This is a genomic window from uncultured Oscillibacter sp., assembly GCF_910587525.1.
Classification (GTDB): Bacteria; Bacillota; Clostridia; order Oscillospirales; family Oscillospiraceae; genus Oscillibacter.
Window position 1 is genome coordinate 1 of sequence record NZ_CAJULS010000019.1, and the last position, 23187, is coordinate 23187.

31 protein-coding genes are annotated in these 23187 nt (G+C 58.8%); 4 read left to right on the plus strand and 27 right to left on the minus strand.

Annotated features, from left to right (window positions below; genetic code table 11):
* Positions 1 to 47: 47 nt before the first annotated feature.
* The 14 genes from infC to QZ326_RS03430 all read right to left on the minus strand — a co-directional run bounded on the left by infC (position 48) and on the right by QZ326_RS03430 (position 12773).
* Positions 48 to 554 carry a translation initiation factor IF-3 gene (gene infC, locus QZ326_RS03365; RefSeq protein ID WP_295741164.1) on the minus strand — a complete coding sequence of 169 codons (507 nt, stop codon included), beginning with the start codon at positions 552 to 554 and terminating at the stop codon, positions 48 to 50.
* Positions 555 to 1031: 477 nt separating this feature from the next.
* Positions 1032 to 1511 (minus strand): GNAT family N-acetyltransferase, encoded by a 480-nt coding sequence (locus tag QZ326_RS03370; protein WP_295741166.1) that lies wholly within the window; start codon positions 1509 to 1511, stop codon positions 1032 to 1034.
* Positions 1512 to 1783: 272 nt separating this feature from the next.
* A complete protein-coding gene (locus QZ326_RS03375; RefSeq protein ID WP_295741168.1) occupies positions 1784 to 2002 on the minus strand; it encodes a hypothetical protein in 219 nt (72 codons plus the stop codon).
* A 115-nt stretch (positions 2003 to 2117) separates the two neighbouring features.
* Complete coding sequence (locus QZ326_RS03380) at positions 2118 to 2300, minus strand: hypothetical protein (RefSeq protein WP_295741170.1); 183 nt, start codon at positions 2298 to 2300, stop codon at positions 2118 to 2120.
* A 249-nt stretch (positions 2301 to 2549) separates the two neighbouring features.
* A complete protein-coding gene (gene recN / locus QZ326_RS03385; protein ID WP_295741171.1) occupies positions 2550 to 4232 on the minus strand; it encodes a DNA repair protein RecN in 1683 nt (560 codons plus the stop codon).
* A gap of 178 nt (positions 4233 to 4410) precedes the next feature.
* A complete protein-coding gene (argR, locus tag QZ326_RS03390; protein ID WP_295741217.1) occupies positions 4411 to 4860 on the minus strand; it encodes an arginine repressor in 450 nt (149 codons plus the stop codon).
* The gene (locus QZ326_RS03395; RefSeq protein WP_295741173.1) at positions 4850 to 5734 is read right to left on the minus strand and encodes an NAD(+)/NADH kinase; all 885 of its coding nucleotides are present in this window, start codon (positions 5732 to 5734) and stop codon (positions 4850 to 4852) included. Before QZ326_RS03395 ends, argR begins: the two co-directional genes overlap by 11 nt.
* A complete protein-coding gene (locus QZ326_RS03400) occupies positions 5731 to 6555 on the minus strand; it encodes a TlyA family RNA methyltransferase (protein WP_295741174.1) in 825 nt (274 codons plus the stop codon). The genes QZ326_RS03395 and QZ326_RS03400 overlap by 4 nt, the downstream gene beginning before the upstream one ends.
* Positions 6545 to 8407 (minus strand): 1-deoxy-D-xylulose-5-phosphate synthase, encoded by a 1863-nt coding sequence (gene dxs / locus QZ326_RS03405; RefSeq protein ID WP_295741175.1) that lies wholly within the window; start codon positions 8405 to 8407, stop codon positions 6545 to 6547. The genes QZ326_RS03400 and dxs overlap by 11 nt, the downstream gene beginning before the upstream one ends.
* An 11-nt stretch (positions 8408 to 8418) precedes the next feature.
* Entirely contained in the window at positions 8419 to 8967 is a 549-nt protein-coding gene (locus tag QZ326_RS03410; RefSeq protein WP_295741176.1) for a CNNM domain-containing protein, read from the minus strand.
* Positions 8968 to 9749: 782 nt separating this feature from the next.
* Positions 9750 to 10646: a polyprenyl synthetase family protein gene (locus QZ326_RS03415; protein WP_295741178.1), complete on the minus strand. Its 897-nt coding sequence runs from the start codon at positions 10644 to 10646 to the stop codon at positions 9750 to 9752.
* 2 nt (positions 10647 to 10648) lie between these two features.
* Positions 10649 to 10885, minus strand: a complete 237-nt coding sequence (gene xseB / locus QZ326_RS03420) for an exodeoxyribonuclease VII small subunit (protein ID WP_295741180.1) — start codon at positions 10883 to 10885, stop codon at positions 10649 to 10651.
* Complete coding sequence (xseA, locus tag QZ326_RS03425; RefSeq protein ID WP_295741182.1) at positions 10882 to 12099, minus strand: exodeoxyribonuclease VII large subunit; 1218 nt, start codon at positions 12097 to 12099, stop codon at positions 10882 to 10884. Before xseA ends, xseB begins: the two co-directional genes overlap by 4 nt.
* 467 nt (positions 12100 to 12566) lie before the next feature.
* The gene (locus QZ326_RS03430) at positions 12567 to 12773 is read right to left on the minus strand and encodes a helix-turn-helix domain-containing protein (protein ID WP_295741184.1); all 207 of its coding nucleotides are present in this window, start codon (positions 12771 to 12773) and stop codon (positions 12567 to 12569) included.
* Between the two features lie 81 nt (positions 12774 to 12854).
* Between QZ326_RS03430 and QZ326_RS03435 the strand changes: the two genes are divergently transcribed.
* A complete protein-coding gene (locus tag QZ326_RS03435) occupies positions 12855 to 13070 on the plus strand; it encodes a hypothetical protein (RefSeq protein ID WP_295741185.1) in 216 nt (71 codons plus the stop codon).
* A 71-nt stretch (positions 13071 to 13141) separates the two neighbouring features.
* On the opposite strand, the gene nusB is transcribed toward QZ326_RS03435, so the two are convergent.
* The 10 genes from nusB to QZ326_RS03485 form a co-directional block, all read right to left on the minus strand.
* On the minus strand, positions 13142 to 13591 hold the full coding sequence (gene nusB / locus QZ326_RS03440; RefSeq protein ID WP_295741187.1) for a transcription antitermination factor NusB: 450 nt from the start codon (positions 13589 to 13591) through the stop codon (positions 13142 to 13144).
* Positions 13592 to 13623: 32 nt separating this feature from the next.
* Entirely contained in the window at positions 13624 to 14001 is a 378-nt protein-coding gene (locus QZ326_RS03445; protein ID WP_295741189.1) for an Asp23/Gls24 family envelope stress response protein, read from the minus strand.
* 99 nt (positions 14002 to 14100) lie between these two features.
* Positions 14101 to 14676 (minus strand): SpoIIIAH-like family protein, encoded by a 576-nt coding sequence (locus tag QZ326_RS03450; protein ID WP_295741191.1) that lies wholly within the window; start codon positions 14674 to 14676, stop codon positions 14101 to 14103.
* A gap of 23 nt (positions 14677 to 14699) precedes the next feature.
* The gene (locus tag QZ326_RS03455; RefSeq protein WP_295741193.1) at positions 14700 to 15212 is read right to left on the minus strand and encodes a stage III sporulation protein AG; all 513 of its coding nucleotides are present in this window, start codon (positions 15210 to 15212) and stop codon (positions 14700 to 14702) included.
* Entirely contained in the window at positions 15196 to 15675 is a 480-nt protein-coding gene (locus QZ326_RS03460) for a stage III sporulation protein AF (RefSeq protein WP_295741195.1), read from the minus strand. Before QZ326_RS03460 ends, QZ326_RS03455 begins: the two co-directional genes overlap by 17 nt.
* Complete coding sequence (locus QZ326_RS03465) at positions 15672 to 16751, minus strand: stage III sporulation protein AE (protein WP_295741197.1); 1080 nt, start codon at positions 16749 to 16751, stop codon at positions 15672 to 15674. The genes QZ326_RS03460 and QZ326_RS03465 overlap by 4 nt, the downstream gene beginning before the upstream one ends.
* Positions 16748 to 17137 carry a SpoIIIAC/SpoIIIAD family protein gene (locus tag QZ326_RS03470; RefSeq protein ID WP_295741199.1) on the minus strand — a complete coding sequence of 130 codons (390 nt, stop codon included), beginning with the start codon at positions 17135 to 17137 and terminating at the stop codon, positions 16748 to 16750. Before QZ326_RS03470 ends, QZ326_RS03465 begins: the two co-directional genes overlap by 4 nt.
* Positions 17138 to 17139: 2 nt before the next feature.
* On the minus strand, positions 17140 to 17334 hold the full coding sequence (gene spoIIIAC, locus QZ326_RS03475; protein WP_016323467.1) for a stage III sporulation protein AC: 195 nt from the start codon (positions 17332 to 17334) through the stop codon (positions 17140 to 17142).
* Between the two features lie 12 nt (positions 17335 to 17346).
* Positions 17347 to 17844 (minus strand): stage III sporulation protein AB, encoded by a 498-nt coding sequence (locus QZ326_RS03480; protein ID WP_295741201.1) that lies wholly within the window; start codon positions 17842 to 17844, stop codon positions 17347 to 17349.
* The gene (locus QZ326_RS03485) at positions 17838 to 18752 is read right to left on the minus strand and encodes a stage III sporulation protein AA (RefSeq protein ID WP_295741203.1); all 915 of its coding nucleotides are present in this window, start codon (positions 18750 to 18752) and stop codon (positions 17838 to 17840) included. Before QZ326_RS03485 ends, QZ326_RS03480 begins: the two co-directional genes overlap by 7 nt.
* A 175-nt stretch (positions 18753 to 18927) precedes the next feature.
* Here QZ326_RS03485 and QZ326_RS03490 point away from each other — a divergent pair, with 175 nt between their 5' ends.
* Both QZ326_RS03490 and QZ326_RS03495 read left to right on the plus strand, forming a co-directional pair.
* On the plus strand, positions 18928 to 19131 hold the full coding sequence (locus QZ326_RS03490; protein ID WP_295741205.1) for a helix-turn-helix transcriptional regulator: 204 nt from the start codon (positions 18928 to 18930) through the stop codon (positions 19129 to 19131).
* Positions 19132 to 19268: 137 nt separating this feature from the next.
* On the plus strand, positions 19269 to 19547 hold the full coding sequence (locus QZ326_RS03495) for a hypothetical protein (RefSeq protein ID WP_295741207.1): 279 nt from the start codon (positions 19269 to 19271) through the stop codon (positions 19545 to 19547).
* Between the two features lie 39 nt (positions 19548 to 19586).
* Here QZ326_RS03495 and QZ326_RS03500 read toward each other — a convergent pair whose 3' ends face one another.
* Both QZ326_RS03500 and QZ326_RS03505 read right to left on the minus strand, forming a co-directional pair.
* Positions 19587 to 20429, minus strand: coding sequence for a hypothetical protein (locus QZ326_RS03500; RefSeq protein ID WP_295741209.1), 843 nt, complete (start codon positions 20427 to 20429; stop codon positions 19587 to 19589).
* Positions 20430 to 20545: 116 nt separating this feature from the next.
* A complete protein-coding gene (locus QZ326_RS03505; protein WP_295741211.1) occupies positions 20546 to 21625 on the minus strand; it encodes a DUF3048 domain-containing protein in 1080 nt (359 codons plus the stop codon).
* A 160-nt stretch (positions 21626 to 21785) separates the two neighbouring features.
* On the opposite strand from QZ326_RS03505, the gene QZ326_RS03510 reads away from it, so the two are divergent.
* The gene (locus QZ326_RS03510) at positions 21786 to 22328 is read left to right on the plus strand and encodes a DUF4364 family protein (RefSeq protein ID WP_295741213.1); all 543 of its coding nucleotides are present in this window, start codon (positions 21786 to 21788) and stop codon (positions 22326 to 22328) included.
* A 107-nt stretch (positions 22329 to 22435) separates the two neighbouring features.
* On the opposite strand, the gene tgt is transcribed toward QZ326_RS03510, so the two are convergent.
* Positions 22436 to 23187: tRNA guanosine(34) transglycosylase Tgt (gene tgt, locus QZ326_RS03515; protein WP_295741215.1), on the minus strand; the 752-nt coding region annotated here is incomplete at its 5' end.

Below are 23187 nucleotides of genomic sequence, written 5' to 3' on the forward strand. Positions count from 1 at the left end.
TGACTGGAGTTCAGACGTGTGCTCTTCCGATCTTTGAAAATCCTTGGTTATTTGCCGCCCTTGGGAGAGAGGAAGATGGACATCATTCTGCCCTCCAGCTTGGGGACCTTGTCCAGATTGGCTGTCTCGGCACACTGCTCGGCAAACCGCTCCAGCAGCTCTCGGCCGATGCTGGTGTGGGCCATCTCCCGGCCGCGGAAACGGACGGAGACCTTGACGCGATTGCCGTCGGCGATGAACTTCTGCGCGTTCTTAAGCTTTGTGTTGAAATCACCAATGTCGATACCGGGAGACATCCGGATTTCCTTAATCTCCACCACATGCTGGTTCTTTCTGGCCTCTTTTTCCCGCTTGCTCTGCTCAAACCTGAACTTTCCATAGTTCATCAGCTTGCACACCGGCGGAGTGGCCTGCGGCGAGATCTTGACCAGGTCCAGCCCCTGCTCGTCGGCGATCCGCAACGCCTCCGCAGAGGACATGATACCCAGCTGCTCGCCCTGGGAACCGATCAGGCGTACCTCTTTGTCATTGATGGCTTCATTCAGTTCATGCACTTGTTTACTAATGGCCGAAACACCTCCGTTCCAAAAATCACAAAACGCGGATACCAAACCGGCACCCGCGCAACAACAAACTGCCTTCCAGCAGTCTGATTACAGCGTTGTTGACCTCTTTGCCCATTTGGCTGGAGGTGAGGCGGATGCGTCGCCTTCTTTGTTTTGCCTAATTAGTATATCAATGCTCCGGCAGTTTGTCAACAATTTTTTTCCATTGCTGAATATTTTCCGGTCTTCTGGCAAAAATAACGCCTGTACGGTTGAAAAGGGCTCATTCCGTTTTCATCCGCAACCGCATAGCAGAATTCCGAAAGGAGGTGTCCCCTCATGTCTCAGAATAATCAGAACCAGGAGCAGAACCGTCAGAACCAGCAGAATCAGCAGAACCAGGAGCAGAAGCGCAATCAGAAGGAAAACCGGAAGTAACACTTCTCTCTTAAAGAAAAGCGCGGCGGAAATTTCCGCCGCGCTTTTCTATTTTCGGGATGTCCGGCGCTTCTCCATATGGACGGAGCCTCCCTCGTCCGGTTCTCCGCTGCCGTGCATATAGGCGTACCCCAACTTTTTGTAAAACCCGTGGGCCGTGATAGAGGAGCTGAGCTCCACCCGCTCCGCCCGCAGAAAGATCTCGTCTGCCTCCAGGGTCTCCAAGAGCTCTCTGCCCACACCTCTCCCCTGATAACCGGGCAGGACAAAAAGAGTCATAATATAACTCTCCGTCTCACTGCCGTCATAACCGGAGATGGCGCCGCAGCCAACCACAGCCCTGTCCTCACAGCTCACATACATATGAGATTCCTTCGCCCGCTTCAGCACACCGGCCGGGGAATAGAATTCCACCAGCTCCTCTATCTCCTCCGCCGGATAGTCCGGCCCGTTGGTCTCCCGCAGGGCGGCGGCAATCATTCGGGAGGTCTCCTCCGCGTCCTCCGGACAAAATCTCCTGATCAGCATGTTTTCTCCCCCCAATCTTCATTTTACCAATTCTCTTGTCCATTTCCGATAATGGATTCCGTGCTGGTTGTGCGGAAATGGCTGAAAACGTCCGAATTGAAAACAAAGGACCAGTGCGGTTATAATAGGCCCGCTTTTCTTCCTGACAGAAGTTTCCGCCACTTCGCGAGCTCCCTTTGATGTTCTCAGTATCCGAAAGCCAATCAAGCCACTCCTGATAGGATTCATAGAAACTGTGAGCCGTAAAAGCATAGGCACCTTCATTGTCCGTATCAAATACCTGGCCCTTTCACTGGCCTGATACGATGAGTCCGAAATCCCATTGGCATCCGCGGGTTCCAAAAAGAAAAAACATCCGTGCCGCCCATATCGTCATCTTCTCTCTCATAGATGAAATATTTATCAGGCTCTTGTTCATAAGCGGCTTTGGAAAAATCAAAGTTTACCGCTTTCCCCGGCATCATCCGCCGGGGAACAAACGGTTTTTTCAAGCTGCGTTTATATGCTTCCTGAAAAATAGTTATATGCCCCGGTCATAAGGGACTCCTCAAACGGCATGATCCCATAATCAAGCCCAGTTCCTCCGTTGGCGACCTTAGTGATAAATCAGAAATAATCCTCTGGAAGCCTAAAATTATATCTTTCTTCTACCGCACGGACAACCGTCTCATTTATTGGCGGATTTAGCTTGTATTGATGCTTTGATGCGCCAAACAGTTCACATTTTCGATCAATGCGGTGCGCCTGATCCAGTATTCCTACGATTTTTTCATAAAACAGCTCTTCCATTTTTCTTCCCGGCAATTGCAAAAATAGGGATTGATTATCGCTTTATCATACCGAAATCCGATTTTGGGGGGACACCGGATTCTTATCCTCTATACACTCACCGCAAGAGCGGAAAAACCGATTTTCCCCTTAGGACGTTGCTTATGATCCCAAGCGTAATTCCTTTATATGTCAGTCCCGAAAGGGGTTTTGACGGGCTGAAACGGCTGACAAATATTGTTAGCCGTTTTCTCCTATATAAAACATGCTTCACAATTCCCGCCGATAGGCCTCCGCGCCGTCCAGCAGTTCCCCGGCGCTCTCCAGCAGGGTCTCCGTCACCTTGGTGCCGCCGGTGATCCGGGCCAGCTCCGTTTTCCGCTGTTCCCGGTCCAGCAGGACCACCTCTGTATAGGTCCTGCCCTTCCGCTCCCCCTTCTCCACGGAAAAGTGGGTATCCGCCATGGCCGCCAGCTGTGGCAGATGCGTGACGCACAGCACCTGTTTGCGGCGGCTCACCTGGGCCAGCTTCTCCGCTACCTTCTGAGCGGCCCGGCCGGAGACGCCGGTATCCACCTCGTCGAACACCAAGGTCCCGATGGCCTCCTGCTCTGCCAGCACATTTTTCAGCGCCAGCATGATCCGGGCCAGCTCGCCGCCGGAGGCGATCTTGGCGATAGGCCGCAGGTCCTCCCCGGCGTTGGCGGACATCAGGAAGCGGATAACGTCGCATCCGTCCGCGGCGGGTTCTTTCTCCGCAAAGACAATAGAGAGGCGGACCTTTCCCATATCCAGCTCCCGCAGCTCGCTCTGAATACGGGTTTCCAAAATTTTTGCCGCCTCCCGCCGGGCCTTGGTGAGGGCCGCTCCGGCGGCCAGGGTGGCTTTCTCCGCCTTTTTCAGCTTCTGCTCCAAGCGCAGCAGCGTGTCGTCCGCCGTCTCAATGGCATCCAACTCCGCCCGGCACCGGTTCAAATACGCCAGACACTCCTCCACCGTGGCGCCGTACTTCTTTTTCAGGCGGTACAGCTGGTCGGCGCGGCTCTCCACCGCGTCCAGCTCCGCCGGGGAGAAGTCAAATTCCGTCCGCTTGTCCCGGATAATCTCCGCAAGGTCATAGACTTCACAGCGCAGTTCCTCCAGGCGCTTATACAATTCTCCCAGATCATCACTCAGAGTGCGGATCGGAGACAAGGCTTCCTCCGCATCACGGAGCTGGTTTACTGCGCCGGCGCTGTCGTCACCGCCGCTAAGACAGTAGTCCGCCCCAGAGAGGGCGGAGAGATATTTCTCCCCGTTGCGCAAAAGGCTCCGGCGGGCGTTCAGCTCTTCCTCCTCGCCAGGAGCCAGCTCCGCCCTCTCCAGCTCGTCGATCTGGAAACGGAGGCTGTCCACCCGGCGGGCCTTCTCCGCCTCATCCATCCGGAGGGAGCGCATCTGTGACCGCAGGGCCTCTACGGCCCGGTACTCCGCCTGATAGGCAGCCAGCACAGTCTCCGTTTTGCCAAAGCGGTCCAGATAGACGCCATGCTGCTCCTCATCCAACAACTGCTGACCGTCGTGCTGGCCGTGGATATTCAGCAGTTCTCCGCCAATCCGCCGCAGCTGGGCCACCGTAATGGGCCGTCCGTTTGCCCGGCACAGGTTTTTACCGTCCGCCCCGATCTCCCGCTGGAGCAGCAGCATTCCGTCCTCCTCCGGTGCAATACCGTTTTCAACCAGTCCTGGCAAATTCGGAGAAACGCCGGAGAAGGAGGCGCTGACAAAAGCCTTGTTTGCCCCGGTTCGGATCAGCTCCCGGGAAGTTCGGCCCCCCAAGACCGCGCCCATGGCGTCAATGACAATGGACTTGCCCGCGCCAGTCTCACCAGTTAGAGCATTGAAGCCCGGACGGAATTGAATGTCCGCCTCCTCGATCACTGCAATATTCTCAATGTGAAGCACTTCCAGCATAAATTCCCCTCTTAATATCCCGTCTTTCACGGCAAATACTGCCAGGACTCTGGCACCGCCAGCAAAAGCCCGGAGCCAGCGTGCATTGCAGCCGCTCTTCCTCTGTGTCCAGAAAGGCCGCCATCCTCACGGTGCCCTGCCAGAATAGCGTCCAGCCGGCACTGTGTCTCGCTTTTCCTCACAGCATTTCCTTGATTTCCTCGCAGAAGGTCTCGGCGGATTCCGTGTCCCGCATCACCAAAAACGCCGTGTCATCTCCTGCCAGGGAGCCCACCACGTAGGGCAGATCCATATTGTCCAAAGCAGAGCATGCCCCGTTGGCAAGCCCCGGCATGGTCTTGATGACCACGATATTCTGGGCGCAATCAATACTTGTGATGCACTCTCGGAAGATGGTGCGCAGTTTCTCGGCAAAGTTCAGACGGTTGCGGTTGTCGGAGACAGCGTATTTATATACGCCCTGCCCCGCCGGTTGCTTGATGAGGTGCATCTGCTTGATGTCCCGGGAGATGGTAGCCTGGGTGCTGTTGATCCCCCGCTCCTGAAGTCTGGCCAGCAGTTGCTCCTGGGTTTCAATATTTTCCTGAGAAATGATCTCTAAAATCATTGCCTGACGGTTATTTTTCATCATTCAACCCTCCTGGCAGCATTTTTTGGGCAAAAATCTCACAAAAGCTCCGTTCCGACAAACGTACCAGCTTAGTTACATGCCTGCTCCGCCGTACCATGATCTTGTCATCAGCCCGCAGGGCAAAGGGTCTGCTCTCATCCACAAACAGGTAGACCGGTTTTCTGCCGTTGCGCTCCAGCTCCACTGTCAGCGTGTGCTCTGGTGAGAGCACATAGGAGGAAAAACGCATGTTGTGGGTACAGATGGGGGTGATCACCATGGTCTGGGCCTCTGGCTCAACCACTGGCCCGCCGGCTGAGAGAGAATAGGCCGTGGAACCTGTGGGGGTTGCGATGATCACACCGTCTCCGGCGATGTCTGTCAGATGCCGTTCATCGGAGGTGATTTTCAAATGAATCACGTGGGAAATAGGGCCCTCCCGGATGACAGCGTCATTCAGCCCTAGGTTGGTGAAAATCTGCCGGCCCTCCCGAAGGACTGCCACGTCCAGCATCATTCGCTGTTCCACGGCGAAGTCCCAACGCTCCAGCTTCCGTAGGGCGTCCAGCTCCCCGGCCTCCAGCTCTGCCACGAACCCCAGGCCCCCCATGTTAATGCCGAGGACCGGGATCTTATTCAGAGCTACCAGCTTGGCCAGGTGCAGAATCGTGCCATCTCCGCCGAAGGTAATCAGCAGATCCGCCTCCCGCAGCTCCTGAAGCAAAGGCCGTACCTCGTACCCCGCAAACAGCCCCGGACGCTGGTCTTTAAAGGGAGAACATACAACCGTTTGATAATCCATCTCATGAAGGATCTTTTCGGCGGCCCTGGTAACCGTCATGCCTTGGTCCCGGTTGGGATTAGGACACAGGATAATCTTTTTTCTGTTCATTGGCCGCTCCCCTCTCTGTGCTCTTTCAAGGCCTGGTGAGACTCCGCCACCAGTGTTTCCAAGTCAACCTCCACAGGCATCCACGGCCCCTTCTCCAGATAGCCCAGATATTCGATATTTCCCTCCGGCCCCCGAATGGGAGAATAAGTCAGTCCCAGAGCAGCAAAGCCAGAATCCCGGGCGTGCTCCAAAAAGCGCTCCAGTACCTCCCGGTGTACCTTCGGGTCTCTGACCACGCCCTTTTTACCCACCTTCTCCCGTCCAGCCTCAAACTGGGGCTTGATAAGCGAGACCACATGCCCGCCATCTTTCAGAAGGGTGCACAGAGGCGGCAAGATCAGCTTCAGTGAGATAAAGCTCACATCCACGGAGGCAAAATCCAGCGCCTCCGGGATCTGCTCCCGGCCGAGATACCGGGCGTTGGTCCGCTCCAGGCATACCACCCGCTCGTCGCTTCGCAGCTTCCAGGCCAGCTGGCCGTATCCCACATCCACGGCATATACTCTAGCCGCGCCGTTTTGCAGCATACAGTCTGTAAAACCGCCAGTGGAGGCGCCGATATCGCCGCAGACCGCCTCTGTCAGCGTGATGGGAAACGATGCCATGGCCTTCTCCAATTTTAACCCGCCCCGGCTGACATAGGGCAGTGCGTTCCCCCGAATCTCAACCTCCGCGTCGCCGGAAACGGCAGCCCCTGGCTTGTCCACCCTCTGGCCTCCCACAAATACAGAGCCGCTCATAATGACGGCTTGGGCTCTCTGTCGGCTCTCCTGCAATCCACGCTCCACCAGCAGCACATCCAGCCGCATTTTATTGCTCATGACCCACCGCCTCCCATACCGCTGCCGCGATTCCGGCGGCATCCAGCCCAAAGCTGTGCTCCAGCTGAGCCACAGATCCCTCTGGGGCAAAGGTTTTGCCCAGATTTTTCAAAATCAGTTTCCCCGGGGCTTTGCCGTGCTCCGCCAGAATGGCGGCAACCCGCTGGCCTACGCACCCGGCGCCAAAGGCGTCCTCCGGTACCGCCAAAACTTCCCCGCCCTGAAACCAGGGTTCCAGCAGTTCCATATCCAGCGGCGCAATCCGGTTCAATTTCAACACTCTGGCGTCAATTTTCCGTTCCCTGCGCAGCAGCTCTGCCGCTCCCAGAATAGAGTTCACCATGAGGCCATAGGCCAGAAGGGTCACATCGCTCCCTTGCCGGAGGCAGACAACCGGCTCCGCCGAGGTATCCTCCTGAAAATCTCCCTGGCCTCCCCGGGGATAGCGCACTGCCACAGGGCCGCCGATCTCCAGAACAGCCTGCCTCAGCATGGAGCGCATCTCCGCAAAATTGGCGGGACACAGCAGCGTAAAGCCCGGGATCTCAGATAAAAACAGGGTGTCAAAACAGCCCTGGTGTGTCTCGCCGTCAGGGCCTACCAGCCCTGCCCGGTCCACCCCTAGCACCACATGAAGTCTCTGGAGAGCCACGTCGTGGATCAGCATATCATAGCCCCGCTGCAAAAAAGTGGAGTAGACCGCCAGTACAGGGATCATCCCCTGCTTGGCCAGTCCCGCCGCCATGGCCACAGCGTGCCCCTCTGCAATTGCCACATCGAAGAAACGCTCCGGGAACTCGCGGGCAAAGCCGGTGAGGCCGGTGCCATCCGCCATGGCGGCGGTGACAGCACAGACCCGGTCGTTCTCTGCCGCCATGGCGGCAAGGGTATTACCAAACACAGCGGAGAAGTTTTCTCCGCCCGGTTTCTTCAAAAGGCCGGTGGCAGGATCAAAGGGAGATACACCATGGAACTTGCTGGGATCCTTCTCGGCAAAAGAGTACCCCTTCCCCTTGACGGTATGCACGTGGACCAGTACGGGACTGTGGAGCTCCTGGGCCCATTCCAGCACATGACACAGACGGTCCAGGTCATGGCCGTCGATGGGTCCCAGATAGGTGAAGCCCATGTCCTCAAACAGCGTACTGCTGGGCCAAAGGACCCGTTTCAGGGAGGTCTTGACCCTGTGGTTGAACCGGTAGAGCTTACTTTTCTCTGGGTGCTGTCCAAAAAGCTGACGGTAGAATTTTTTGAAATGATAGTAGGCCGGTTTGCTCCGCAACCAGCTCAGGTGCTTGGAAAGAGCACCCACGTTGGGGTCGATGGACATGCCGTTGTCGTTGAGAATTACAATCAGCGGTTCCCCGGAGGCTCCGGCGTCATTGAGCCCCTCATAAGCCAGCCCGCCGGTGAGAGCACCGTCTCCAATCAGAGCTAAGATATTGTAATCTCCATTTTGTAAAGTTCTTGCCCTTGCCATTCCAAGGGCAACGGAAACCGAGTTAGAGGCATGGCCGGCAATAAATGCGTCGTGTCCGCTTTCCCTGGGTTTAGGGAACCCGGAGAGCCCGCCGAACTGCCGCAGAGTGGAGAACAGCTCCCGCCGTCCGGTGAGGGCCTTGTGGACATAGCACTGGTGGCCCACGTCAAACACCAGCCGATCTTCCGTTGTGTCGAACACTCGGTGGATCGCCACTGTCAGCTCCACCGCCCCCAGATTAGACGCCAGGTGTCCCCCCGTTTCACAGACGTTCTTCACGAGAAACTCCCTCAGCTCCTGACAGAGCTGGGGGAGCTTCTCGTCCGGCAGTGCTCTGACATCAGCTGGGGAATTGATCGATTCCAACAGCATAGTTTCTCCTCTCACAGGCGGAACAGATTCAGAAAACGTCCAGCCCAATAGACCACCTGTGTACTTTTCTTGATGGCCACGGCCTTGCCCATGGCTTTGCCGCCGATGGTCACGCCGGAGATCAGCGCCGTCACACCGACGGAGATCAGCACAGACCGCAGACTCAGCGCCTGCTGGAGCTGAGTTACGATCACTGCCCCCGTGGCGCCGCTGACAATTCCGCAGATATCCCCCACTACATCATTGCAGACGCTGGAGACCCGCTCCGCATTCCGCAGGAGCATCAACGACTGCTTTGCCCCTTTCTCCTTGTGGGATGCCATGGCGTGAAAGGGCTTTGCGTCCGCCGAGGTCACCGCCACGCCGATGATGTCGAACAGGATGCCGAGGCCGATAAAGACCACCAGCATCAAAAGAGCGGCAGCCACCCCCGCGCCGCTCAGCATCGACTCCGACGCAAGACTCAGCACGGCCGACAGGGCCACCGCCATCAAAAAGACAGTAAACGCCCAGCGGTACTGGGCGGATGGTCCACTCTTTTTCTTTCCTTTTTTCGCCAAAAGATCCTCCCTGCCGCTATCCAGAAACAGCTTACAGACAAATCATATGCTAAGACGGCGGCGGCAAAAAAGGTAAATCTTACGGCTTAGGTACGGGTTGGATTTCCCCGAAGCGCACCCCTCGTTGCCGATTGGGGCGGTTTCCCTTTCAGCACTCCGGCGCGGCGTCGCCTGTCCGCGCTACCCGATTGCCACTTAGTCCGCACTGCAATCCCTTTTCTGCCTCGCTAGAACAGCCTAGGTGTTTTCCACCACAGTCTGTCCGCTTCTTTAGCCTCTTTTGCAGACCGGGTTTCAGGAGGCAATCGTGGATCTCCCGCTCTGGCCGGAGCTGGAACGCCACGTAGATCCCCCATCCACCCGCCCCACGTCAAGGCAGGCTACGGCTGCACACAGCGTTACGGCCCCGAGGGACCGATGCACCGCATTGCAGGTTCACAATCTGCTTCGTACGCGGGCCGGAAATACCACAATGGGAGTACGTCCGCGCACAAGAACAGGTCTCCACAGAAACAGGGGCGGGTTGACCATGCCATTGATCATCGCCCTGAATCCGCAAGCGCATTTTCACGCGCTTCCCCCCAGCACCCACCCAAAACTGGGCGTATCAAGCAGGCACCACGGGTTTCATCGATATGCCCTTCAAAGGATTTTTAGGCCCTTCCTGGGAAACGGCAGATCTGACTAGAATACTGCGCCGCCGCTTAGCGGTATCCAGTATAGCACGTTTCTGATAAATATACAATATATTCCGTATACACAAAGTGTAAATTTTTTTCCAGTCAGAAGGTCCGAACCGCCATGCTGTCGGCCAGGGCCTCCAAAAACTCCGTGGTCCCCGCCCAGTTTCCGGTTTTCAGGGCCGCCTTGGCCTTTTCGGTGTAGTCCAGGACCCGGGCTCCGCAGGCATCCAGACCCAGCAGGGTCACATAGGTGCTCTTTCCGTTGGAGGCGTCAGAACCGATGGGCTTGCCGAATTCCCCGGTATCACCCGTCACGTCCAGCATATCGTCCCGGATCTGGAAGGCCAGACCCAGATTTGCGGCATACTCCCGGGCGGCGTCCATGCAGGACTCCTCCACCGCCCGGCGGCCCATGGAGGCCGCCACGCCCATCATGCAGGCGGCCCGCAGCAATGCCCCTGTCTTCTTGTCGTTGATGGCGGTGAGCTCCGCCTCAGTGTGGGAGTGGCCGTCACCGATGGTATCCCCGTACTGCCCGCCGCACATACCCCGGAAACCGGCGGACTCTGCCAGAATCTCCGCCGCCAGGGCCCTGTACATCTGCCCGCCGTGGCGCCACTCCCCTTTGGCGGAGAGCACTGTCTGAAACGCCGCCGCCTGGAGGGCGTCACCCGCCAGGGTAGCCACGCACTCGCCGAATTTAATGTGGCAGGTAGGCTTGCCCCGGCGCAGGTCGTCGTTGTCCATACAGGGCAGATCGTCGTGAATCAGGGAGTAGGTGTGGAGCATCTCCACGGCGCAGCCAAAGTCCAGGGCCTCCTCCTGCGTCCCCCCTGCCGCCTCACAGAACTTCATGGTGAGGATAGGACGGACGCGCTTGCCCCCGGCCAGGAGGCTGTACCGCATGGCCTCCTCCAGTCCCCCGCCGGGGAAAAACTGCTGCAAGCGGTTCTCCACCATTTGGCGGGCCGCCTCCATCTCCTTCGTAAAATCCATTGTTACTCCTCTCCGTTCTCGAAGGGCAGCTCCATCGGCACGCCATCGGGCCCCTTCATCAGTTTGACCACCTGCTGCTCCGCCTGGTCCAGCTGCTTGGAACAGGCGGCGATCAGCTTCGTCCCCTCTTCAAAGAGGGACAAGGAATCCGCCAGCTGCACATCCCCCTTTTCCAGCGCCGCCACGATCTCCTCCAGCCGCTGGAGCTGCTGTTCAAATGTCACCTTTTTCGCGCTCATCTCTTCCGCTCCTTTTTGTACGATGTGTCCACCGTGCAGAAAAAACCGCCCTCGCCCAGCGTCACCGACACATGGTCCCCGGCGGACACGTCTTGATAGCTCTTCAAAAGCGCTCCGTCCTCCCGCCTGGCCATGGCATAGCCCCGGCCCAGCACTTTCAGCGGGCTCATAGCGTCCAGGGCTGCCGCCAGGGTGGAGAACCGCTCCCGCCTTCGGGATACCAGCGCTCCAGACAGGTCCCCCAGCCGCTGCTGGACGTGGGCCAGCTCCATACGCCGGTCCTGGACATAGGCCAGCTGGTCCGTCATCACCCGGCTGGTGCGCAGAGCATCCAGCCTCTGCCGCAGGGCCTCCAGACGGGCCTCCTGGCTCTGCTCCATCCGCTCCCCCGCTCCCCGGAGCCGCCGCAGCAGCTCTGTCTGGTCCGGCACGGCGATCTCCGCCGCGTTGGAGGGGGTGGAGGCCCGGGCGTCCGCCACAAAATCCGCGATGGTCACATCCGGCTCATGGCCCACGGCAGAGATCACCGGGGTCTCGCAGCCGTAGATGGCCCGGGCCACCCGTTCATCGTTGAAGGCCCACAGGTCCTCCATAGACCCGCCGCCCCGGCCGGTAATGATTACATCGCCAATTTTCCATTTGTCTGCGTACCGGATTGCTCCGGCGATCTCCGGCGGGGCCTCGGCCCCCTGGACCCGGACGGGAAGCAAAATCACCTTTGCCAGCGGATACCGCCGGTTCAGGATGCGGATCATGTCATGGACCGCCGCCCCGGCAGAGGAGGTGACAACGGCGATTTGCTCCGGATAAGGCGGCAGGGGTTTTTTGTGGGCGGGGTCAAAGAGGCCCTCTTCATAGAGGCGGGCCTTTAACTGCTCAAAGGCCACCGCCAGGTCCCCGGCCCCCTCCGGGGTCAGGGAATCGCAGTAGAGCTGGTAGGCCCCATCCCGGGGAAAAACGGAGATCCGCCCAGCGGCGATGACCTTCATACCGTTCTCCGGCCGGAAGCGGAGCTTTGACGCCTGTCCACGGAACATGACGCAGCGCAGAGCGCCCTCCGGGTCCTTCAAGGTGAAGTAGTGGTGTCCGGAGGGATACATCTTATAATTGGAGAGTTCGCCCCGGACATAGAGCTTTTGGAGCAGAGGCTCATTGTCCAGCAGGCATTTGACCAGCTGATTGACCTCGGCCACGCCGAAAATGTGGTGTTCCATTCTTACCTCTTGTCAGTATGTGTGAAGTTCATGGCATGGGACTGGGTCCGCCCACGGGGGCGGGACGAGGGGCCCGCCTCGGGCGGGGACGACGACACGCCATTCCGGCGTGTCTGGGGATGCACCCCCCATTTTCTCTTTTCGCTGCGCCGAAAAGAGAAAACGGGCCGTGCACGGTCCAAAAGAGAAAAGGGCGCTTTGGGTGGTTGCGGAAGTAAACTCCATTCATCGGAACTGCTGGGGAAATTTGCCGCGTGGACGCAAGGACTTTCTCCTCCTCCCGCGCTTCGCGCCTGGCCGGTCCCGTGTAGGATGATCTGTGCCTCGGTAAACGCTCTGTGGGGCCTGGTTCCCCGACCGGACCATTTTTCCAACTCCCTGGCACTCCCGGTAAACACTTTGTAGGGGCGATTATCAATCGCCCGTCCCCGCAAATACCGGATCTCCGGTAAACCGCTCTTCAAAAATCATCTTTTATCGGTGCGGCCCGCCAGATAGTCCAGGCTCACGCCGAAGTGGTCCGCCAGGGCACAGAAGTTGTCAAAACCGGGCTTCTGTTCACCAGCCTCAAACCGCTGATATTGGCGAGGCGTAATTCCAACGGCCTCAGCTACTTTCACCTGTGACTCCTTTCGCTCTTTTCGGAGTTCTTTAATTCTTTCATTTATTTTCATAATTCCACCTTGACAGCGTCTTAATAGACGTAGTATAATTAGTCATCGACTAAATAGGCGTATAAAAGAAAGGAGATATATATGTCTGACTTCATGCTCTGGTTCTACGCCAACTACATTCAACCCCAATTGTATGAAATTCACGAGGGGGAATACAGCGATCACTTTCAAAATATCATGGACAGCCTGCCCGAAGGCCTCCACCACGACCTGCAAAAATGCGAGGAGTTCACGGCCATCCACGCCTTTTTGCTGGGCCTACACACCGGGGCGGGCCTGTCCTCCGCCGCGCGGTAACGCTTCGTCCATACGGAAACAGGCAGAGCCGGACATGGATGCACTCCATGCCCGCTCTGCCCTATTTTCGTTTATTCCGCGATCTCCTGCCGGACAAAGCTCCCTAAAATGCCGTTGATGAACTTCACCGTCTCCGGCGTTTCGTACTTCTTGGCGATCTCCACAGCCTCGTTGATGGCGGCGCCGTTGGGGATGTCCTGCATATACAGGATCTCATACATGGCCACCCGCATAACGGCGGAGGCCACCAGCGGGATGCGGGCGAATTTCCAGCCCTTGGCGTACTTTTCAATATAGCCGTCCAGCTCCGCCCCGTGCTCATCCACACCCTTCACAAGGCGCCGGATATACTCCCCCTGCTTGGGGCCCGGGGGCTCGGCGTAGAGGGCGTCCTCCTCCGCCAGCGCCGCGAAGGCCTCCGCCGTCAGCCGCTCGTCCAGCAGGGCGTCCACGGTCTTGTGGGTGAAGCTCAGCTCATAGGAGAGGTGGATGGCGATCTCCCGCGCGGTATTCCGTACCATACTCTTTGTTCCTCTGTCTTTCTCTCTCTTTCTCAGGTCAGCGTCACGCCGCCCACGTGGATGTTGACCTTCTCCACAGCACAGCCGGTCATGGCCTCCACCGAGGACATGACGGCCTTTTGGGCGTTCTCCGCCACCTCGGGGATGGGGTGGCCGTACTCCACCGTCAGGTACAGATCCAGCGTCAGCGCCGCGCCGGTAGCGTCGATCTTCACACCCTTGGCGCTCTTCTGGGCGTTCTTGCGGTTGTTCATAAGGTCGGTGACGCTGTTGCCCATGGCGGTCATCATGCCGGACACGCCCTCTACCTCCCGCACGGCGCCCACGGCAATGGAGGCGATGACCTCCTCCGAGATGTTGATGCTCCCGTTTTCCTCCGGCAGCGTCATGTATTCCCTGCTCTCGCCCATGGCTTGACTCTCCTTAACTCGTAATGTCAATCGGTATCACGGATAAAACCGATATTTCCGAGTTGTTATTGTACCACATCCCGCAGGAAAATACAACCTCTAATTTGCGGCCATAATCTTGATGCCGCCGGCGCCGTAGCCGGTCTCCGCCATGGCGATGTCCGTGATCTTGGCCACGTCCTCCCCGGTCAGCTCCCCGGAGGCGGTGGAGACCACCACGCTGATGCTGTCCTCCCCCATGAATGCAACGCAGTCGGCGTACCCCTTGGCGGTGACAAGATTTTCAATCTGCGCTTCCTTCAGCGTGAAGGAAGCCAGGACCTGGATGCTCTCCGAGGCCTCGTTGGCCACGGCGGCGTCGGCGTTCTCCTGGGCCGCCGCCTCCTGCAAAAGAGAGATGGCGCTGTCCCGGGCCTGCTGGCGGGTCAGCCGGGCGGAGGCAAAGTAGTCCGAACCGGTGTAAACGCCGGACTCGTCCTCCGGCGAGGCGGCGGGAGTGTCCTCGCCGTCCTCCGTGCCGGAGACCAGCGCCGCCTCTCCCAAAATCTTCGTCCCGGCGTTCTGGGCGTCCTCCACAGCCTCCTGACCGGCGTATTTCCAATTCAGCGCCGCAGCGGCGCACACCAGCACCGCCATGGTCACCACCACCGCGTTTCGTTTCAGTCTTGTACTCATGGGTCGTTTCCTCCTCCAAATAATTACTGCCATTTTGCCACCGTAACGCGGTCTGTGGTGAGGCCGGTCAGCGCCGCCACGGCCTCCGTCACCGCCAGACGCACTTCCGCCCGGTCTCCCCCCTGGCACACCACCAGGGCTCCCCGGTACGTGGGATACGTCTGCCGGACCGTCACCGGCTCCGCTCCGCTTCCCCCTTTGACCAGCACGGTCTCGGAACGTCTGGAGTAGTCCTCCGGCGAGGCTGTGGGTCCGCTGTACTCCAGCTCCATGTCCTGGGCCAGCTGCCGCTCCCCGTCGGACTCCACCGTCAGCAGCACCCGCACCTGCCCCACGCCGCTGACCGTGCTCAGAATATCCTCCAGCTGCGCCTGGAGCTCCGGCGGCTCTGCCTTCTCCTGCCCTATGGGAAGCCCGCCGCCGGAGTTCCGCTCCCCACCGGGCCACAGCAGCAGCCCCGCGCCGATCAGCGCCACCAGGGCCGCGTATTTGTACCTGTCCCATATCTTTCGCACTCCTTCAGCTTTCATTTTCATGCCAAACCTGCCTCTCCCGCGGGATGTCCAGTTCCCGCTCCATATAGGCCGCCAACTCCTCCGCCCGGGGGCCGTGTACCTCTGCCGCCCAGGGGAGGGGCACACCCTCCGCCCCGGCCGCCGTCTCGACCCGGACTGTGACGGAGAGTCCAAGCTGGACGGCTTTGTCCAATATATATGCTTCCGTCCGCGAAGCTATGACCGAAGCCAGCTCCGACTCCCTGTCCTGCTCCAACTCTGCCTGCCGCTCCTGAATGGCCGCGCTGTATGCGTCCAGATCCAGCTCCAGGCGGCTCAGGTCCGTCCGCAGAACCGGCTGGAGCAACGCTGCCAGCAGCGCCAGTCCCCCAGTGAAGGCGGCAATTTTTCGAATACTTCCCTCCGGAATGAGCGTCTGCGCCACCGTCAGCAGCAGTGTCACCGCCACCACCGACGTCAGCCACTCCCGCACCGCGGCGATCATGGCGTCACCGCCGCCACGGAGGACAGCACCGAGATCAGGAGGAGAAAGGCACAGCTGCCCGTCATTCCCAGCACCAGTCCGAAGGCGCCCCCCAGACCGTCAATGAGCTTGCAGAGACTGGGGGCGCCCACCGTGGCCGCCAGGAAGGCCGTGAGCTTGTACAGCAGGTACTGGATACCCAGCTGCAAAAAGGGATGGGCGCAAGCCGCCAGGATTCCCAGCATCCCGAAGACACCGATGGTGTTTTTCAGCATCCCCGCCCCTGCCAGCACGGTCTCCGAGGCCTCGGAAATAATGCTCCCCACCACCGGAATTACGCCGCTGATGGCGGCCTTGGCCACCTTCAGCGCGGCGGCGTCCGCTGAGCCGGAGACCACCCGCACCACAGAGAGATACACGGTGAAGGCCAACAGTACCGTGGTCAGAATCCAGGTGATCACCTTTTTCAACGCCTCCGCCAGGGCGCCCAGCCGGTTTTCCGGCAGCATGGCGGAGGAGGCCAGCGCGCCGGCGTATAAGTACACCAGGGGCATCAGCAGCCGGTCAATGAGGCTGATGAGCAGGTCTGCCAGAAACACTGTGCTCACCTGCTGGACCGTGGCAGACGTCACTGCGCCTGAGGCCGCCGCGGCCGCCGCCAGCGTGGGCAGCAGCACCTTGGAAAAGGTTGACAGCTCCTCAATGGTCTGAGCCCCCAGGCCCATCAGAGAATCAAGGCTCCCCGCCGTCAGCAGCGTCACAGACAGCGCTCCCGCCATGGGGAGAAATACCGTCACCTTTCCGCCGTCCACCCCCTGGTAGAATCCGTCCACAGCGCCGCACAGCACCACCGCCAGCAGTACCAGCGCCGCTCCCCGGATGCGCTGGCGGAGGATGCTTCCCACCTCCTGGCCCATCCACTCCAAGACAGCGCCTATTCCAGAGGAGAGCCCCTCCGGTCCGGAGACGTCCACCTGCTCCAGCAGATCGCCGGCCGTCTCCGGCAGAGCGTCTGTCAGGTCCCGGGGGATCTCCGCCGCCCGGGCTGGAACGGTCAATACCGCCAGGGTCAGGATAAAAAAAATCAATCGTTTCATCGCGTCAGCTCCAACAGCAGTGCCAGCACTGCCCGCAGCAGCGGCAGGGACACCAGCAGGGCACACACCGTCCCTGCCGTCTCCACCGCCGAGGCCAGGGCCGACTCCCCCGCGTCCCGGCAGAGACTGCCGCCGGCCTTCACCACCAGGGCAATACCCGCCGTCTTGTAAAGGGGGATGAACAGGTCCTCCGAGAGGCCGCTGGCGGCCCCCACCTCCCGAAGAAATTCCAGCAGTTCCCCCAAGGCCCCCGCCAGGAACAGCAGCACCGCTGCCACGGCGGCCAGGGCCAGCAGCAGCGCAAGCTCCGGGCTCCCCTTTTTCAGCACCAGCGCCAGCAGCGCCCCCACCACGCAGAGGCCGGTCACCTGAAAGACCTGCTCCATACTCAGAAGTTGAACAGCGTCTTGATCAGATCGAACAAGTCGCTGATCTCCTGTACCATAATCATCAGCACCACCACCAGTCCCGCCAGGGTGGTCATCATGGCCTGTTCTTCCCGGCCGGAGCGCACCAGCAGCTGGTTCAGCACCGCCACCAGAATTCCGATGGCTGCGATCTTAAAAATCAAATCCACATCCATATTGTGCAATCCTCAAATCAGTAAAATCACCAGCAGCGCCGCGCCGGAGAGACACAGTGCCGTGGCCCGTTTGGCCTCCTCTGGCCGCCGGCGGGTCTGTTCCTCCATATCCCGTGCCATGGAATAAATGGCAAGGGAAATCCCCTTACAGATATTCTCCTCATCGCCGTGGAGGCCATCCCCCAGCTCCGCCAGAGCGGCAGCAGAGGGACCGGATAACGGCAGTGCCGCCGCTGTGTGCCGCCAGGCTGTTCCCAAGCTCTCCCCCTGCTGGACGGCGGCGGACACCGTCTGAAAAAACCGCTCCGTCTCCTCTCCGCAGCCCTGAGACAGCCGCTCCAACAGGAGCGGCATGGGCGTTCGGGCCATGCGGATTTCCTCCGCCATCCGCCGCAGGGCCCACAGCAGATCGGACAGCGTGTCCAACTCCCGGCGTCGTTCCGCCGCCTGGAAGTACCGGGCCAGCACGCCGCCGCCCAGAACAAAAAGACTCCCAAGGAGCTTCAGCATGGCAGCTCCTCCACCTGGTAAAACCGCCCTGCCTCCGTTGGCACCACCCGCACCGCAAGACGAAACACCTTGTCCGCCAGAAGCTGGGCATAAAGGGGCTTTTGCTGCAGCTCTTCCACCCCGGCGGCATGGATGGTGGCCAGCAGCCGCACGCCGCAGCCGGCGGCCATGGAAACGGCTTTTAAGTCCTCCTGAAGCGTGATCTCGTCCACTGCGATGATCTGAGGGTTCATGGCCCGCAGGACAATGGGAATCCCCAATGCCTTGGGACAGGCGTCCAACACGTCAGTATGGGGTCCCACGTTCATCTGGGGCTCTCCCCTGTACATCACCGCCACCTCTCCCCGCTCATCGATCAGGGACACCCGTCGGGGACCGTATTCCCCCACGCCCTCCGACAGCCGCCGTACCAGATCCCGCAGAAGCGTGGTCTTGCCTCCTCCCGGTGGAGAGAGAATCAGCGTACTGGCAAAATCTCCGTCCCGAAACAGCCCTGGGGCCACGCTGTCGGCAATTCCGGGCTTCTCCCGGGCAATGCGGACTGCCGCCGAGGAGAGGCTTTTCAGGTTTGTATTGACACCGTCCTTCATCACCGCTGTGCCGCACAAACCGATTCGAAAGCCTCCCCGGACGGAGAGATACCCTTCCCGCAGCGTCTCCGCCGCGGCGTAGCGGGAGAACTCCGTGGCAAGATCGCACAATCCCTCCAGTTCCTCCGGCTCCACATGGACCGACAGGGACATCTCCCCCGTGGGCAGGAGCACGGTCATGGGTTGTCCGGCCCGGAGGCGGAATTCCTCCGCCAGAGCCTTTCGCTCTTCCGCCAGAGCCAAAGCGGCCTTTCGCAGCCGGACGGGCAGGCAGGCCGCCGCATCCTCGTAACGCAGAATATTCAAATCCTTTTGCAAGGAACTTCCCCCCTTTCTGATTGCTATACTCTATGAGAGGTTGTCCCCCGGTATGCCACCTTTCTTCACCGGCCTCAAAAAATTGCCCTCAGAAGGAAAGTGTGCTTGACATTATCCTCCGACTATGCTATTATCACTTTTGGAAAGCAAACTTTCCACCAAGGAGGTGATCCCATTGAAAAACCGGCTGGAGGAGCTGCGGAAGGCCCGGGGACTCCGTCAGGAGGAGCTGGCAGACGCACTGGAGGTCTCCCGCCAGACCATCGGTTCTCTGGAAAACGGGCGGTACAACCCCTCCATTCTGCTGGCGTTCAAGATCGCCCGGTACTTCGGGATGTCCATTGAAGAAATATTCATCTATGAGGAGGAGCAGCTATGAAATGGAGGAAAAAACTGTATATCGCACTGATTGCTATTGGCCTTGGTCTGATTGGAACTGTGTATCTGTTTTTGGACAAAGGAATTTCATCCCGCGGAACCGGTGCGCTGATAGGCATCGCATCAGGGCTAACCGGTATGAGTGTTTCTCAGCTGCTCACCCTGCGGATGGAGGATACCGATCCCTCCCTGCGAAAACGGAATGAGATCGAGCGGAAGGATGAGCGGAATCTGGCTATCCGCCGCCGGGCAAAGGCCTTATCCGGTGATGTGCTGCTATGGGCTGTTATCGGCATGTCGTGGTTGTCCTTCGGTCTGGGGGCGCCGTCCTGGATACTGCTGCTTGCGGCGGCAGTATTCGTGGTAAAGAGCCTGCTGGAGTTGTGTCTGATGGTCCGCTATCAGCGGGAGATGTGAGCAGAAAAGAGGCCGCCCTCTCGGGCGGCCTCTCCGTTTTCAGTTGTTGCAGCAGCTGCAGAAATTCTTGGTATCCTCGTAGTTCTCCGGCATCCGCACGGTGTTGGGCGGGAAGAACTCGCCCACCGGGAAGGAGATATTCCGGAAGATGCAGCAGGGGTCCTCCTTGTCGCTGCCGCAGGAGCACTCTTTGTCGGGCATACAGTAGTCGTACACGGGCACCAGCAGCTGGGAGTCCCGCTCCAGGCGCACGATGGAGAACTGGCCCAAGGTGACATAGATCCGGCGGGAGTCGTCCCCGCTGGAGAGCTCACAGTCGAAGAAGCTGTTGACAAAGGACGGCACCTCACACAGGTCACAGTCGCAGTCCCGCTTGCCGCAGCAGTCCATGACACGGGCATCCAGCACGATGGGATCAACGGCCTCCACCACGGCGATGGGGGCGTTGGCCCGCTTCACCATCTGGGCGTCGGGGCCGCCGGCGCTCATCTGGGAGGAGAAAATCTTGGCGTTCCCCTCGCTGCCGAACAGAATCACCCGCTTGTCAAACACACACAGACCCTCCACGGTAACAGGGGCCGGGCAGCTGAGATATGCCTGCAGGGTCACGGAGTAGAAAAAGCGCATATCCACGGTGTAGAAACCCCGGTTGAAGCTGACGGGCTCCACATCCACATAGGTATAGAGCAGCTTGGCGGAGCCGCCCTTGACGGACAGGGCGCGGTTGATGACATCCACATACTGCATCTTGGGATAAAAGCGCAGGTCCTCAATGCAGTCCTTATCTCGGCAGGAATCGTAAATCTTCCTGGTATGGATGCAAACTGCCTCCCGGATGCCGCCGAGATCCTCTACGGGACCGGGCATAACTTTCTCGGGCATTGCAATACCTCCTAATAAGTAGCTGGTGAAAGAAAATTTCTTTCAATCCAGTGTATGCCACTGGAGCCGGAGGGTGAAAAAAAGACGCGCCCATAGGGCGCGCCTTGGGAGGACCTCTATTCAAATGTTACCTTGCTGGTCTTAGGACTGATGATACAGACATAGCTGTTTCCCTGCCCCAGGGCCAGGAGCCTTCCGTCCTCCAACGTATAGACGAAGGGGCTGTTTCGGTCCGCCTTGCTCCAGTGAATGGGTACGAATGTTCCTCCACAGAAAAAGGTCCCTGTCCCCTCACCGGTAAGGCGCACATTCAGCCGCCCCTCCGTATCCCCCGAGATCACGGAGATGCCGGTCTCCAGTACCAGCAGATTCGTGACAGCCACCTGCTCCCCGGTATCACCGTCCACATACTCTTTGCCATACTGCCCCACCAGGTATTTGCCACTTTCAGCGTCATAGTCAAAGGTTCCGGTTTTATAGGCGGAAAACTGCACCTCCACATGCTCCGCAGAACTGCCGCCCGCCGGGGTCCCATCCGGCACAAAGGCCTGGGGATAGACATACCCCTCCTGGTGCTCTGTACGGAGGCGGCCTGTATCGAGATACGCCTGAATCTTCTCTCCGGATGTCAGCAGACTGTGCTCATAGCCCTTGGTCTTCCGCCGCTCCTGGTCCCGCCAGAATATTTCGGCATCCACGTCACCCCGGACGCCGTCCAGATGGTCCACACCCCAGGCAGGGATATCCCGATAGGCGCCGGGGCTGCCGCCAGCATGGACATACAGAGCATCCAGCCCCAGGGCTAACTCCAGATAGTAAGACCGGGCGGAGCGGACACTGCCCAGGTTCCCAACCCCCTCCAGAGACTGGTACACCCCCAGCATCCGGGTGATGCCGCCCTCGGCGGGCACCTCATAGATAATGTCCGCCCGGGAGACGCCCAGCTGAGGCTGGGCCGCCTTGAGATTGTTGAGCATCACCGCCACAGGACGGTTGTTCTCATACTTCGGCTCCATAGGCTCCCCTGTCAGCGGGTTGGTGCCAGCTGGGACATAGGGTTCGGGCTCCGGTTCAGGTTCATCCATAGACGGAAGTGCCGCCGGGGGAGATGGTTGCGCCGACGGCTCCTTTCCGCAGCCCGCCAGAGCGCAAATCATCCATATGGCCAAAAACAGGGCCAGGGCCCGTCTTCTCATAAATAATCGCCGCCTTTCCTGTGCTGCTCCAATCATACCAACCGCCGTCCAAGCCGTCAAGGCAAATTTCTACAAATTTCGGGGATTTCGCTCTATACAATCGGAGTGGAAATGCGGTATACTGGAGAGCAGGAAATCAGAACGCAACGGAGGTGCTGCCATGGCCGGTTTTATTCATGACAAGCTGGAAATCAAATTTTTGATTCTCTACATCACCGCCAGAGTCATTGAACCCGTCCCCTTTGATATGGTTCTGGATCTGGCCATGTGCGATGAGGGCGTCGACTATTTTGACTTCTCCGAGTGTCTGCGGGACCTTGTAAAAACAGCACACTTGACAGTTTCTGACGACGGCATGTACGCTATTACAGAAAAAGGAATGCGGAACAGCCAGATCTGTGAATCCAGCCTCCCCTACTCTGTCCGGCTGCGGTGTGACAAGAACATCAGTGAGTGTAACCGGAAACTCCGCCGCAGAAGCCAGGTACGCGCTTCCTATGAAAAGCGCACCAACGGAACCTACACTGTGCGCCTTTCTCTGAACGATGATATGGGCAGCCTGATGGACCTGAAATTGATGATAGTTCGAGAGGATATGGCAGGCATTCTGGCGGAACGGTTCCGCCAAGCTCCAGAGCGAACCTACAGCGAGATCATGAATGTTCTATTGGCAGAGGATCCGTCTGACCAAAGTGAAAAGTGACAGAAAGTCAAAACCTCCGGCTAAAGTGAAATGGTAAAAAGATAGTAGACACGCTCTCTTGTGTCTACTATCTTTTTACCATTTCAGTTATACAGGTGGTTTTTGATCTATGCCCGCTCCTCCAGATGCCCGCTGTACCGGGAGCGAAAGTCCACAAAAGTCCCTTCATCGAGGGCCTGCCGGATACGGGTCATCAGCTCGTTATAAAAATATAGGTTATGGAGCACTGCCAGCCGCAGGGCCAGCACCTCATCCGCCTTGAACAGATGCCGCAGGTATGCCCGAGAAAACCGCCGGCACACGGGACAGCCGCAGCTCTCACTGATGGGCCTGTCATCCGCGGCGTATTTTTCATTCAGGATATTAACGGTGCCCTCCCAGGTGAAGAGCTTGCCGTGGCGGCCATTGCGGGATGGCATAACGCAGTCAAAAAAGTCCACACCCCGGCTGACACCCTCAATAATATTGCTGGGAGTACCCACCCCCATGAGGTAGCGGGGCTTTTCCTTCGGCATGTGAGGCTCCACTACATCGATCATCTCATACATGACCTCTGCCGGCTCCCCCACTGCAAGCCCCCCGATGGCAAAGCCGTCACAGTCGATTTTTGCAATCTCCCGCATGTGCCAGGCCCGTAAATCCGCGAAGGTAGCGCCCTGGTTGATGCCAAAGAGCATCTGGCCGGGGTTCACCGTGTCCGGCAGGCTGTTGAGACGGTCGTGCTCGGCCTTGCACCGCTCCAGCCAGCGGAAGGTCCGCTCACAGCTCAGCTTGGCGTAGTCGTACTGTGCCGGGTTCTCCACGCACTCGTCAAAGGCCATGGCGATGTCGCTGCCCAGGTTGGACTGGATGCGCATGG

Coding starts and splice junctions, on each gene's coding strand:
- argR (WP_295741217.1), bottom strand. CDS start 4,860: ATGAAAAATAACCGTCAGGCAATGATTTTAGAGATCATTTCTCAGGAA.
- xseB (WP_295741180.1), bottom strand. CDS start 10,885: ATGAGCGCGAAAAAGGTGACATTTGAACAGCAGCTCCAGCGGCTGGAG.
- QZ326_RS03435 (WP_295741185.1), top strand. CDS start 12,855: ATGTCTGACTTCATGCTCTGGTTCTACGCCAACTACATTCAACCCCAA.
- QZ326_RS03445 (WP_295741189.1), bottom strand. CDS start 14,001: ATGGGCGAGAGCAGGGAATACATGACGCTGCCGGAGGAAAACGGGAGC.
- QZ326_RS03400 (WP_295741174.1), bottom strand. CDS start 6,555: ATGAGCAATAAAATGCGGCTGGATGTGCTGCTGGTGGAGCGTGGATTG.
- QZ326_RS03500 (WP_295741209.1), bottom strand. CDS start 20,429: ATGCCCGAGAAAGTTATGCCCGGTCCCGTAGAGGATCTCGGCGGCATC.
- QZ326_RS03460 (WP_295741195.1), bottom strand. CDS start 15,675: ATGATCGCCGCGGTGCGGGAGTGGCTGACGTCGGTGGTGGCGGTGACA.
- QZ326_RS03395 (WP_295741173.1), bottom strand. CDS start 5,734: ATGAACAGAAAAAAGATTATCCTGTGTCCTAATCCCAACCGGGACCAA.
- QZ326_RS03370 (WP_295741166.1), bottom strand. CDS start 1,511: ATGCTGATCAGGAGATTTTGTCCGGAGGACGCGGAGGAGACCTCCCGA.
- nusB (WP_295741187.1), bottom strand. CDS start 13,591: ATGGTACGGAATACCGCGCGGGAGATCGCCATCCACCTCTCCTATGAG.
- QZ326_RS03380 (WP_295741170.1), bottom strand. CDS start 2,300: ATGGAAGAGCTGTTTTATGAAAAAATCGTAGGAATACTGGATCAGGCG.
- QZ326_RS03430 (WP_295741184.1), bottom strand. CDS start 12,773: ATGAAAATAAATGAAAGAATTAAAGAACTCCGAAAAGAGCGAAAGGAG.
- spoIIIAC (WP_016323467.1), bottom strand. CDS start 17,334: ATGGATGTGGATTTGATTTTTAAGATCGCAGCCATCGGAATTCTGGTG.
- QZ326_RS03455 (WP_295741193.1), bottom strand. CDS start 15,212: ATGAAAATGAAAGCTGAAGGAGTGCGAAAGATATGGGACAGGTACAAA.
- QZ326_RS03480 (WP_295741201.1), bottom strand. CDS start 17,844: ATGCTGAAGCTCCTTGGGAGTCTTTTTGTTCTGGGCGGCGGCGTGCTG.
- QZ326_RS03510 (WP_295741213.1), top strand. CDS start 21,786: ATGGCCGGTTTTATTCATGACAAGCTGGAAATCAAATTTTTGATTCTC.
- QZ326_RS03495 (WP_295741207.1), top strand. CDS start 19,269: ATGAGTGTTTCTCAGCTGCTCACCCTGCGGATGGAGGATACCGATCCC.
- QZ326_RS03465 (WP_295741197.1), bottom strand. CDS start 16,751: ATGAAACGATTGATTTTTTTTATCCTGACCCTGGCGGTATTGACCGTT.
- QZ326_RS03415 (WP_295741178.1), bottom strand. CDS start 10,646: ATGGATTTTACGAAGGAGATGGAGGCGGCCCGCCAAATGGTGGAGAAC.
- xseA (WP_295741182.1), bottom strand. CDS start 12,099: ATGGAACACCACATTTTCGGCGTGGCCGAGGTCAATCAGCTGGTCAAA.
- QZ326_RS03505 (WP_295741211.1), bottom strand. CDS start 21,625: ATGAGAAGACGGGCCCTGGCCCTGTTTTTGGCCATATGGATGATTTGC.
- dxs (WP_295741175.1), bottom strand. CDS start 8,407: ATGCTGTTGGAATCGATCAATTCCCCAGCTGATGTCAGAGCACTGCCG.
- QZ326_RS03450 (WP_295741191.1), bottom strand. CDS start 14,676: ATGAGTACAAGACTGAAACGAAACGCGGTGGTGGTGACCATGGCGGTG.
- recN (WP_295741171.1), bottom strand. CDS start 4,232: ATGCTGGAAGTGCTTCACATTGAGAATATTGCAGTGATCGAGGAGGCG.
- QZ326_RS03470 (WP_295741199.1), bottom strand. CDS start 17,137: ATGGAGCAGGTCTTTCAGGTGACCGGCCTCTGCGTGGTGGGGGCGCTG.